The organism is Streptomyces beigongshangae, assembly GCF_019710745.1.
Lineage (GTDB): Bacteria > Actinomycetota > Actinomycetes > Streptomycetales > Streptomycetaceae > Streptomyces > Streptomyces beigongshangae.
The window spans coordinates 235,871-247,509 of sequence record NZ_JAHKJW010000001.1; the positions used below are offsets into that span (position 1 = coordinate 235,871).

At 73.1% G+C, this 11,639-nt stretch carries 8 protein-coding genes and 1 pseudogene; 4 read left to right on the top strand and 5 right to left on the bottom strand.

Annotated features, from left to right (window positions below; translation table 11 throughout):
* Positions 1–20: 20 nt before the first annotated feature.
* Positions 21–1,532, bottom strand: coding sequence for an aldehyde dehydrogenase family protein (locus KM933_RS01080; RefSeq protein WP_221347815.1), 1,512 nt, complete (start codon positions 1,530–1,532; stop codon positions 21–23).
* A 190-nt stretch (positions 1,533–1,722) separates the two neighbouring features.
* Here KM933_RS01080 and KM933_RS01085 point away from each other — a divergent pair.
* A pseudogene (locus KM933_RS01085) lies at positions 1,723–2,610 on the top strand (GNAT family N-acetyltransferase); the annotation flags it as partial.
* Positions 2,611–2,758: 148 nt separating this feature from the next.
* Here KM933_RS01085 and KM933_RS01090 read toward each other — a convergent pair.
* The 4 genes from KM933_RS01090 to KM933_RS01105 form a co-directional block, all read right to left on the bottom strand.
* Positions 2,759–3,748, bottom strand: a complete 990-nt coding sequence (locus tag KM933_RS01090; RefSeq protein ID WP_221347816.1) for a malate dehydrogenase — start codon at positions 3,746–3,748, stop codon at positions 2,759–2,761.
* Positions 3,749–4,332: 584 nt separating this feature from the next.
* Positions 4,333–5,634 (bottom strand): helix-turn-helix domain-containing protein, encoded by a 1,302-nt coding sequence (locus tag KM933_RS01095; RefSeq protein ID WP_221347817.1) that lies wholly within the window; start codon positions 5,632–5,634, stop codon positions 4,333–4,335.
* A gap of 685 nt (positions 5,635–6,319) precedes the next feature.
* On the bottom strand, positions 6,320–6,781 hold the full coding sequence (locus KM933_RS01100) for a DUF3017 domain-containing protein (RefSeq protein ID WP_430727261.1): 462 nt from the start codon (positions 6,779–6,781) through the stop codon (positions 6,320–6,322).
* A gap of 328 nt (positions 6,782–7,109) precedes the next feature.
* Entirely contained in the window at positions 7,110–7,964 is an 855-nt protein-coding gene (locus KM933_RS01105) for a bifunctional methylenetetrahydrofolate dehydrogenase/methenyltetrahydrofolate cyclohydrolase (RefSeq protein WP_173894377.1), read from the bottom strand.
* Positions 7,965–8,309: 345 nt separating this feature from the next.
* On the opposite strand from KM933_RS01105, the gene KM933_RS01110 reads away from it, so the two are divergent.
* The 3 genes from KM933_RS01110 (at position 8,310) to KM933_RS01120 (ending at position 11,615) form a co-directional block, all read left to right on the top strand.
* A complete protein-coding gene (locus KM933_RS01110) occupies positions 8,310–8,945 on the top strand; it encodes an RDD family protein (protein WP_221347818.1) in 636 nt (211 codons plus the stop codon).
* 238 nt (positions 8,946–9,183) lie between these two features.
* Positions 9,184–10,014, top strand: a complete 831-nt coding sequence (locus tag KM933_RS01115) for an FHA domain-containing protein (protein WP_221347819.1) — start codon at positions 9,184–9,186, stop codon at positions 10,012–10,014.
* Complete coding sequence (locus tag KM933_RS01120) at positions 10,011–11,615, top strand: serine/threonine protein kinase (RefSeq protein ID WP_221347820.1); 1,605 nt, start codon at positions 10,011–10,013, stop codon at positions 11,613–11,615. The genes KM933_RS01115 and KM933_RS01120 overlap by 4 nt, the downstream gene beginning before the upstream one ends.
* The last annotated feature ends 24 nt before the right edge of the window (positions 11,616–11,639 follow it).

Below are 11,639 nucleotides of genomic sequence, written 5' to 3' on the forward strand. Positions count from 1 at the left end.
CGGCGACGGCGTAGGCGCGGTCAGCCCGCGAACCAGCGCACCGGCTTCGGTGCCAGGTTCTGGTACACGTGCTTCGTCTCGCGGTACTCGGCGAGCCCCGCGGGCCCGAGCTCGCGGCCGACCCCGCTCCTGCCGAAGCCGCCCCACTCCGCCTGCGGAAGGTAGGGGTGGAAGTCGTTGATCCAGACGGTGCCGTGCCGCAGCCGTCCGGCCACCCGCCGGGCGCGCCCCGCGTCGGCGGTCCAGACGCCCCCCGCGAGCCCGTACTCCGTGTCGTTGGCGAGCGCGACGGCCTCGTCCTCCGTGCGGAAGGTCTCCACCGTCAGGACCGGCCCGAACACCTCCTCCCGTACGACGCGCATCTCGCGGTGGCACTGGTCGAGGACGGTCGGCTCGTAGAAGTAGCCGGTGGCGGGGCGCTCCGGCGACGGGTCGGGGCGGGCCCCGCCGGTCCGCAGCACCGCGCCCTCCGCCAGGGCGGCGGCGACGTAGTCCTCGGTCCTCTCCCGCTGTTCGGCGGAGACGAGCGGCCCGCACTCGACCCCCGGCTCGGTGCCGCGGCCGAGCCGGATGCGCCCGGCCCGCCGGACCAGTTCGTCGACGAAGCGGTCGCGCACCGACTCCTCGACGATGAGCCGGGAGCCCGCCGAGCAGACCTGGCCGCTGTGGATGAACGCGGCGTTCAGCGCCTGGTCGACGGCCGTGTCGAAGCCCTCCTCGGTGGCGCAGGCGTCGGCGAAGACGACGTTGGGGTTCTTGCCGCCGAGTTCGAGGGCGACCTTCTTTACGGTGGCGGCGGCGGCCTGCGCGACCTTCGTGCCGCTGACGAGACCGCCGGTGAAGGAGACGAGGTCGACGTCCGGGTGCTCGGCGAGGCGCGCGCCGACGCTGTGCCCGGGACCGGTGACGAGGTTGGCGACCCCGGCGGGCAGCCCGGCCTCGACGAGCAGTTCGATGAGGGCGGCCGTGGTCAGCGGGGTGATCTCGCTGGGCTTGACCACGAAGGTGTTCCCCGCGGCGAGAGCGGGCGCGATCTTCCAACTGGCCTGGAGCAGCGGGTAGTTCCAGGGCGTGATCATCGCGCAGACGCCGAGGGGCTCGTGTACGACGACACTGTGGATGTCGTCCGAGCCGGCGTCGACGACCCGTCCGTTCCCCTCCGCGACGACGAGATCGGCGAAGTACCGGAAGGCGTCGGCGACGCAGTCGATGTCGACCCGCCCTTCCTCCAGCGTCTTGCCCGCGTCCCGGCTCTCCAGGAGCCCGAGCCGCTCGCGGTCGCGGACGAGGAGGTCGGCGACCCGGCGCAGGAGGGCGGCACGCTCCTTGACGGGGGTCCGGGGCCAGGCCCCGTGGTCGAAGGCGAGCCGGGCGGCCTCGACGGCGGCGTCCGCGTCCGGCACGCCTCCCTCGGAGACCACCGCGAACGCCTTGCCGTCCGCCGGGTCGACGATGTCCCGCACGGTCCCCGAGACGGCCGCACGCCACTCCCCGCCCACGTGGATCGTCCGCTGCTCCTGGTGTCCCGACATCCGGTGCCGCCTTCCGTTCCTCGTCCGTACCCCGTTGTCACCCGCGCCCGTCCCCCGCGTGCCGCTCCCGGGGGTCGGGGGCACCTGCCCCCCGCTCCGCGTGTCATGCACAGCCGGTCACCGAAGTGCGCCGGGTCACAGACCACTCGCACATGGACCGCTCCACTCCCTCTGACTAAAGTCAAAGAGTATGGAATCCACGTCATCGTCGGTGCCCATGGCGCACGTGACCACCTTGCGCCGCTTCAACCGGTACTTCACGCGTCGGATCGGTGCGCTCGACGAGCACTACCTCGGGCGGGACCGACCGCTCAACGAGGCCCGGCTGCTGTACGAGATCGGGTCCGGCGCCTCCTTGCGGGAACTGCGGACCCGGCTCGGCCTGGACGCCGGATACCTGAGCCGGATGGTGCGCGCGCTGGAAGGGCAAGGGCTCGTGCGGGTCACCGTCCACCCGACGGACAGCAGGCTGCGCCTCGTGGCACCCACCCCGGCCGGCCGCGACGAGCTGGCGGAGCAGAACCGGCGCGCGGACGCTCTCGCCGAGGGGCTGCTGCGCGGACTGAGCGGGAGCCAGCGGGACCGGCTGACGGAGGCCGTCGCGGTCACCGAGCGGCTGCTGCGGCTGGCCTCGATCACGGTACGTCCCGCCGGACCCGCCTCGCCCGACGCACGTGCCTGCCTGACCGCCTACGCCGCCGAGCTCGACGAACGGTTCCCCGAGGGGTACGCCGTGACCGACCTCGTACCGCCGGAGCGGATCGCCGTCCTGCTCGTCGCGTACGAGGAGGAGCGCCCCGTCGGCTGTGGAGCGCTGTGCGCGCCGGACACCGACACGGCGGAGATCAAACACCTCTGGGTGCACCTGGACGCCCGCGGACTGGGTCTCGGCCGACGGCTGCTGACCGAGCTGGAGCACACGGCCGCCGGGCGCGGGCACCGGACCGTACGCCTCGACACGCACACGGCGCTCAAGGAGGCGGCGGCCCTGTACCGGACGGGCGGCTACACGGAGATCCCGGCGTACGGCGACAACCCGCACGCCGGCCACTGGTTCGAGAAGTCCTTGCCCACCGGTCCCCCCGTCAGCCGGCCTGCCGGAGGGACGGCCTGCCGGGGGGACGGAACGCAACGATCCCCGGGCGGTCGCCCGGGGATCGGCGGAACGGAAGGCCATGGAACAGAGGGACCAGAGGGAACAGGACGGAGCGGAGCGGGACGAGCTCCTAGATGAGGCCGAGGGCGCGGACCGCCTCGCGCTCCTCCTCCAGCTCCTTCACCGACGCGTCGATGCGGGCGCGGGAGAACTCGTTGACGTCCAGGCCCTGGACGATCTCGTACGAGCCGTCCTTCGTGGTGACGGGGAAGGAGGAGATGAGACCCTCCGGGACGCCGTACGAACCGTCGGACGGGATGCCCATCGAGGTCCAGTCGCCGTCCGCCGTGCCGTTGACCCAGGTGTACACGTGGTCGACGGCGGCGTTCGCGGCCGAGGCGGCCGAGGAGGCGCCGCGGGCCTCGATGATGGCCGCGCCGCGCTTGGCGACGGTCGGGATGAACTCGTCGGCCAGCCACTTCTCGTCGTTCACGGTCTCGGCGGCGTTCTTGCCGGCGACCGTGGCGTGGAAGATGTCGGGGTACTGGGTGGCGGAGTGGTTGCCCCAGATGGTGAGGCGCTTGATGTCCGCGACCGTCGAACCCGTCTTCTTCGCGAGCTGCGTGAGCGCGCGGTTGTGGTCCAGACGGGTCATCGCCGTGAAGCGCTCGGCCGGTACGTCCGGGGCGGCGGCCTGGGCGATGAGGGCGTTGGTGTTGGCCGGGTTGCCGACGACGAGGATCTTGACGTCGTCCGCGGCGTTGTCGTTGATGGCCTTGCCCTGCGGCTTGAAGATGCCGCCGTTGGCCTCCAGGAGGTCGCCGCGCTCCATGCCCTTGGTGCGGGGGCGGGCGCCGACGAGCAGACCGACGTTCGTGCCGTCGAAGGCGACGTTCGGGTCGTCGGTGATGTCGATGCCCTGGAGGAGCGGGAAGGCGCAGTCGTCGAGCTCCATGGCGGTGCCCTCGGCGGCCTTGAGCGCCGGCGTGATCTCCAGGAGACGCAGCTTGACCGGCACGTCCGCGCCGAGCAGCTGGCCGGAGGCGATGCGGAAGAGCAGGGCGTAACCGATCTGGCCGGCCGCGCCGGTGACGGTGACGTTCACGGGAGTGCGGGTCATGGCGTTCTCCGTATGACAGCTGACGGTGGGGCGTCCCTGCCCCCGGGGTACGGAATCCCGGTCCTGCCGCCGTGATGATCGATCATCGGTGGTGACGACCGGTCTCTTGGCGTCAAGAGAGATCCGGCGGTCAGGCTATCGCGCATCCGGGAGCCCGGACGGCCGGGTCCGCTGTGGCCCACCCCACAGGGTCACGCTGTGTCGTGTCGTGTCGTGTGGTGTCGTGTCATGCCGCGCTGCGTCGTGCCGCGCCACGTCGTGCCGCGTCGGGTCATGCCATGGGGGACGGCCGCCGATCCGGGAGAGTGGGCCGACGGCCGTCGAACGGGGGTGCCGGCCGCCGGGAGGCCCTGCGTCCTCCCGGCGCGGCGCCGGAGTCCCGTGGGGGTACGGTGCGCCTGCCCCGAACCGCGGAAGGCATTCCCACTCTCGGTGATCGATCATCTACGCACCGCGATCATGCCGATCCGTCCCGCCGTGGCTTGCCGCCCGACGTCCCGGGCGTTCCAGGCGCCCCGATGCCCCGATGCCCCGATGCCCCGACGCCGCGATGCCCTCGGGGGGCCGGTCCGTGGCGCACCCGTCTACTCCGTGCAGCCCTCCAGGCCCGACTGCAGGGTCGCGCATGCCTTGGCGCCGGTGGCGCTCTTCACCGCGACCATCGGCGTGTAGGCGTCGGTGTCCGCCCCGACCTCGGCGGTCTGCGCGGCGGCCGAGCCCGCCGATATCCGCACCGAGTCACCGGCTCCGGCCGCCGTGATACGGGCCCACGCGGCGCCGCACGTCTCGCTGTAGCGGACCTCGACCTGGGCGGTGCCGACGACGGCCTGCTCCACGGTCCGCGCCAGCGTCCCGCCGCAGCCCATGTTCTCCGGGTCCTCGCCCGCGCAGTCCGAGCCGTTGCACTCGACACCGGGCGGCAGTTTCTTGGTCGCCGTCGGGCTCGGGGACGGCTTGGCCTCGTCGCCCTTCCCGTCACCGGAGCCGGAGAGGAACACGGCCCCGGCTATCACCACGAGCGCGCACCCGACTCCCGCGAGGAACATGGTGAGCCGCCGTTTGCGCCGCTGCCCGTCGGGCGAACCGCCGGACCGCGGCCGCGCGTCCCGGGGCGGGCCGGCGGCCGCGCCGGACCGGTTCGCGTGACCGTTCGGTCCCGCGGGAACGGCCGGCCCGTAGCCGTCCGACGGACCGGGGCCGGCGGCACCGGACGGACCGGGACCCCTGTACCCGGCGGCGCCGGACATGCCGGGAGGCGGGACGACTCCCCAACTGCCACCCCGCGCACCGGTGGCCGCCCCCGCGCTCTCGCCACCGGAGCCGACCCCCGCACCGGTCCCGGAACGGGCCCCCGCACCGGTCCCGGGACGGGCCCCGGCACCGGCTCCGTACGGCGGTCTGCGTTCGTCCTCCTGCGCCGGGCCGCGCGGCGGCACCGTGGGCGCCACCCCGGCGGGACCCGCGACGCCGGGCTTGGGCGCGGCCGTCCTGCTTCCCCCGGCGCGCGCCTGCTTCCCGTCCTTCTCCCCCTTGGCGGGGGTCGGCCCGAACTCTCCGAGCGCCGCACGCGCCTGGGAGATCCGGATCGCCTCCATGGTCATGTCGTGGCGCATCTCCGAACGGCTCCAGGCGCGCTCGGCCAGCTCCCACATCGTCGTCAGATGGACGGGGTTGGTCCCGGTCACCTCGGCCAGCGCCACGATCGCGCCCTTGGGCGCGAGCAGTCGGCCGTTCAGATACCGCTCCCAGGACGTCTTGCTGTACCCGGTGCGGTCGGCCACGGCGGCGACGCTCAGTCCGCTCCGGTCGACCAGTCGGCGCAACTGGCTGGCGAACTCCCTGACCTGCGGATCGAGCTCATCCGGCAAGGCTTTCCAACGAGGCATGAGTACCCCCTCTTTCCCCCCGTACGTGCTGGTCTCTTCCCGCCTGAAGCCCTCTGCCGAGCCACCGTTCCGGCTACTCACAGGGATGCGCCCAGCCAGGATCTCAGTTCCCGGGGTGGGGGCGCACGGGAGCATTCGGGCCTGTGGGCATGCACCGTCGCACGCCCGCTGGTCTGCGGTCCAGTGTCCCACCGACTTGCCTCCCGGCTGACGGGAAGGTCCGGCGGATGCCCGATACACCCGGTCCACTTGGTACACCCGGTACTCCTGATACCGCCTGGAGCACCCCGGTCACCCGGATCGCCGACGGTCCGGAGGTGAAGCGACGGCCGCGGCCGGTCCGCCAGGTTATCGATCGCGGCGGCGGCGCGTACGGCGTCCGGCACGACCGGTGCCGGCGGAGCCGCACTCTCCGGTCGGCCCGGCTCGGCCCGGTCGGTCCCCCGTTCCCGTTCCGGAGGACGGCTCGCCATGGGGTGCGTGGGGTGCACGGTGCGCGTGCGGGCCGCGTGCGGGCTGCGTGCGGGACGTCCCGGAACCGTCACCTTCGTGCCACAGGGGCCTGACGGCTATTGAAGGCCCGTTGGCACGTCCATGACCCTGGAGGTCAGGCGGCGCCCCTCCGCGTTCGGGGGAGTGGACGGGCGCCGCCGCCATCGCCCGGCCCCGCCCTGCCGCGGAGCGCTCACGTGCGGATGGTGAAGTGCAGCGTGTCGTCCAGGAACGGCAGCTCCAGCCAGGGATTGGGCTGCGCCATCATCGCGAGCAGCGCGATGGTCACGCCCAGGACGCCGTACGTGACGAGGTCCGTGAAGCGGGAGCGGACGGCGAGCATGCCCACGTCGGGCAGCATCCAGCGCATGGCGGCGCCCACGAGCAGCGCGAGGCCGATCAGCAGGGTGCCGACCTTGAAGGCGTCCAGCGCGGTCAGCAGCAGACCGAGCCCGACCAGGCCGGTGACCGCGAGGATGGGCCACTGCCGCACGGGTGCGGGCGCGTCGCGGGGGGCCGCCCTGCCGCCGCCCTCGGGCGGCGCGGTGTCCCGTGTGAAGAGCGGGAAGCGCCGGGTGACCCGCCGGGGCTGCCCGTCGGGTCCGGGCGCGCTGACGGCGTCACGGACGGTGAGCTCTCCGTCCTGCACGACGATCCCACCGGTGTCGTCGCCCTCGCCTCCGGCCTCCGCACCTGACGCGGCCTCCGCGTCAGGCTCGGCCTCCGCATCGGGATCGGTCCCGGAGGCACGTTCCGGCTCCGGGTCGGCGCCTGCGCCCGGACCGGCGGCCTGCGCCTCCACGCCGGACGCCGCCCCGGAGTCGGGCCCGGCCCCCGAACCACCCTTCGCGTCCGAGACGGACTCCCGCCCGGAGGCGTTCCCCTGCCCGGAGGCGTTCCCCTGCTCCGAGGACACGGGGTCGGCCGGGACCCCGGACTCGGTCGGTGTTCCGTTCCGGGGCGCCGCGGCCTCCGCGTCCCGCTCAGCCGGCACTGCGTTCCGCCGCCTCGACCACGTTGACGAGGAGCTGGGCGCGGGTCATCGGGCCCACCCCGCCCGGGTTCGGCGAGATCCACGCGGCGACCTCGGCCACACCGGGGTGGACGTCGCCGACGATCTTGCCTTCCGCGTTGCGGGAGACGCCGACGTCGAGGACGGCCGCCCCCGGCTTGACGTCCTCGGGGCGGATCAGGTGCGCGGAGCCCGCCGCGGCGACGATGATGTCGGCCCGGCGCAGATGCGCGGCCAGGTCACGCGTACCGGTGTGGCACTGCGTCACCGTCGCGTTCTCCGAGCGCCGCGTGAGCAGCAGCGGCATGGAACGGCCGATCGTCACGCCGCGGCCGACGACCACGACCTCGGCGCCCTTGATCTCCACCCCGTACTGACGCAGCAGGGTGAGGACGCCGTTCGGGGTGCAGGGCAGCGGGGCCGGCTCGTTCAGGACGAGACGGCCGAGGTTCATCGGGTGGAGGCCGTCCGCGTCCTTGTCCGGGTCCATCAGTTCGAGGACGCGGTTCTCGTCGATGCCCTTGGGCAGCGGCAGCTGGACGATGTACCCGGTGCAGGCCGGGTCCTCGTTGAGTTCGCGGACGACCGCCTCGATCTCCTCCTGCGTGGCGGTCGCGGGCAGTTCGCGCTGGATGGAGGCGATACCGACCTGGGCGCAGTCGCGGTGCTTGCCCGCGACGTACTTCTGGCTGCCGGGGTCGTCCCCCACCAGGACGGTGCCGAGTCCGGGCGTGATGCCCTTCTCCCTCAGGGCCGCCACGCGGACGGTCAGATCGGACTTGATCGCGGCTGCGGTGGCCTTGCCATCGAGAATCTGGGCGGTCATGGACCCATCCTCGCGGATGAGCGGGGCCAGGTTCCAATCCGCCCTCCGATCGACCGCCCGACCGTCCTCCGATCGACCGCCCGATCGCCGTCCGATCGCTTTCCGGATCGCCTTCCCGACCGCTTTCCCGACTGCCTTCCCGATCGACCGACCGCACCGGTGCCGCGCGTGATCAGCGATGTTGCGCTTGCACAACTCCTGCAGGCCGCGGCTGGACAACGAGGCCGGGCTTTTAGAGCATAAGCCGCGCAGTGCCGCGGGCAGTGCAGGGGGACGGACCGCAGACCACTCGTGCTTTTCCTCCGTACGACCGCGTCGTCCCGCACCATCAACGGAGGAACCGTCATGAGCTTCGGCGACCCGAACAACCCCTACGGGCAACAGCCCCCGCAGGGAGGGCAGCCGTACGGCTACCCGCAGCAGCCGCAGGGCCAGCCCGGCTACGGCTACCCGCAGCAGCCCCCGCAGGGTGTCCCGCCGCAGCCCGGCTACGGTTACCCGCAGCAGCCCGGCCAGCACTACCCCGGCCAGCAGTACCCCGGGTACCCCGCCCCCCACCAGCAGACGTACGGCGGCATGCCCCCGTACGCCCACTGGGGCCAGCGGTTCCTCGCGACGCTCGTGGACGGGCTCGTCCTCATGGTCGCCTACCTCCCGCTCGTGGTCGGGGCGGCCATAGGCAATGACTCCGCGGCGGCGATCCTCGGTCTCATCACCTTCGTCGCCATCGTCGGCGTGGCCATCTGGATGCTGGTCCAGGAGGGCAGGACCGGCCAGACGATCGGCAAGAAGGCGCTCGGCATCCGCCTGCTGCGGGAGAGCGACGGGCAGCCGCTCGGCGTCGGCATGGCGTTCGTCCGCCGCCTCGCGCACTTCCTCGACAGCATCGCCTGCTACCTCGGCTGGCTGTGGCCGCTGTGGGACTCCAAGAAGCAGACGTTCGCCGACAAGGTGTGCAGCTCGGTGGTCGTCAAGGGCTGACGCCCACGGCGTCCCACCCATGACGTCCGCGGTGTCCGCGGTGTCCACGGACCGTCCGGATGGCAGCCGTCGAACGTACCGTCCCAGAAGCCCCCGGCTCTCCGGTGGCGACACATTCGCGCCATTCACGCCCGGGGCCGTGTTCCACTCCGCCGGGAGGGGACACGGCCCCGGTGCGTCGTCCTACCCTGATCCCGTAGTCGCGTACAGGACGGGAAGCGGGACGGGGAGAACGGCCTTGTACAGCATCATCGTGGTACCTCCTGCCGTCGCGGCGGACGAGCCCGGCGGCGGTCGCACCGATTCCCGGATCCGGCTCGCGCCCGGCGAACGGCTGCCTTTCGGCCGCGCGGTCGGCGACCGTACACCCGACGCCCGTACACCCGACGCCCATTCGCCCGACGCCCATTCGCCCGACGGCAGTACGGGCGGTGGCGGTCTCTCCATCGCGCACGAGGGCGTGTCCCGCAGGGCCGGTGAGATCACCGCGCAGGGCACCTTCTGGACCCTGAGCAACCTCTCGTCCCACCAGACCTACGTCGTGGAGAACCCCGAGGGCGCGGGCGAGCACATCAAGGTGGGACCCGGCCGCCTGGAGGCGCCGGTCCCCTTCGAGTTCTCGCGGATCGTCCTCCCCGCCGCGGGCGACCTGCTGTCCGTCGAGGTGTGGGCGCCCCGCCACGACTACCTGCGCTCCCCGCGCGGCCTGGACGGCGCGACGACCGCGCCCGCCTTCTCCGTCGACCGTACGAAGCGCTACTTCGCGGTCCTCGCCGCCCTCTGCGAACCCCGCCTGCGCGGTGAGCCGCACGCCCCGCTGCCCACGGTCGACCGGGTCGTCGAGCGGCTGCGCCCCACCTGGCCGACCGCGTCCCGCACCTCGGTGCAGTGGAACATCGACTACCTGGCCGTGAAGCTCCGCCTCAAGCCGGGCCCCGAGACGGCGGACACCGGCCCGCGCCTCAACGGGAAGAAGGAGTCCCTGGTCTCCCTGGCGCTCCGGTTCGACCTGGTGCGGGAGGACGACCTGGCCGTCCTGGCGGCACCGGCGGGACGGGCGGTCCGGTGACGGAGGCGTACGCGGTGGCGGTGCCGAAGGGGTACCGGGTCGGCCCCTGGGAAGTACGGGAGCCCATCGCCACGGGGGCGTTCGGCAGCGTGTACGAGGCCCGCGGCGACCGGGCCCGCGAGGGCCTGCCGCGGTCGGTGGCGCTGAAGTTCATGCCCACCGGCACGGGCACGCCCCGTCAACTGGCCCATCTGCGCGAACTCACCGAGCGTGAGCTGGCACTGCACCGCCGGCTCAGCCGCCCCCGGCTGATCCGGCTGTACGAGACGCGCACGGTCGACGACCCGGACCACCCCGAGCTGGACGGCGCCACCGTCCTCGTGCTGGAACGCGCCGAGAGCTCCCTGGCGGCGCTGCTGGCCCGTTCCCCGCGGCCGGCACCCGGTCCCGCCCTGCTCGCGCAGGTCTGCGAAGGGCTGGTCCAGCTGCACGGCGCGGGCTGGGTGCACGGTGACCTCAAGCCCGCCAACGTCCTGCTGATGGCGGACGGTTCGGTCCGTCTCGCGGACTTCAACATGGCCGCGGAGCTGGAGGGCACGCACGCCTACACGCCCGCGTTCTCCACGTCCGACTACACACCGCCGGAACTGCTCTGGTCCGAGATCGGCGAACGCGGGCGGCAGACCAGACCCTCGGCCGACATATGGGCCTTCGGCGTCCTCGCGCACCTCGTCCTGACGGACACGTTCCCGCTGCCGGGCGGCAGCCCTTCGGCGCGCCGGGACGCGGCGGTGCGCCACGCGCGCGGCACGGACGAGCTGCGCCTGTCCCCCGCGCTCCCGGACGCCTGGCGGGACATCGTGCGGGCCTGCCTGGCGCGTACGCACCCGGAGCGGATCTCCGCCGCGGAGCTGCTGCGGCGGGTGGAGGCGGCGGTCGGCACGGCCCGCTCCCCCCGTCCGGGGGAGGTCCGCCCGCGGAGGTTCCGTCCGCAGAAGGTCCGTCCACAGAGGATCCGTCCGCGCGGGGTCCGTTCACGGCGCGGACGCCGGACGGCGACGGCCCTCGGCGCCGCGGCCGCCGCCCTCGCCGTGTCGGCGCTCGGGTACGGCGTCAGCACCTGGGCGGACGGCGCCGGGGAGGGCGCCGGAACCGGGAACGTCACGGCCGCTCCGTACGGGGCGGCCGACCTCCGTACCGACCGCGGCATCCCCTCCGCGTACCGCCTGCTGATCGTGGAGACGGCGCACGACTGCGACCAGAAGGACGTCACACCGGCCCTGATCGCCGCCATGCTGAAGGTGGAGAGCGACTTCGACCCGGACCTCGCCGACCCCGCCAAGGACGAGTACGGCATCGCCCGCTGGACGCCCCGGGTGCTGCGCTGGTGGATGCACGACGACGGCACCCCCGCGGAGTCGGTGCCCGAGCCGCCCTTCCCGCCCGCCGAGTCCATCCCGGCGATGGGCCGGTACCTGTGCTGGATCGCGCCCCGGCTGGACGCCGACCTGCCGGGCGACCGCCGGACACTGATCGCCGCCGCCTACCGGACGTCCTACGCGAAGGTGAACGGCGCGGGCGGAGTGCCCCCGAAGTACCGCGTCTACGCCGACCGCGTCGCCCACCACCTCAAGGAATACACGCCCCCGGGGAAGAAGTGACCCTGAGAGTTCCGAGGTACCCCG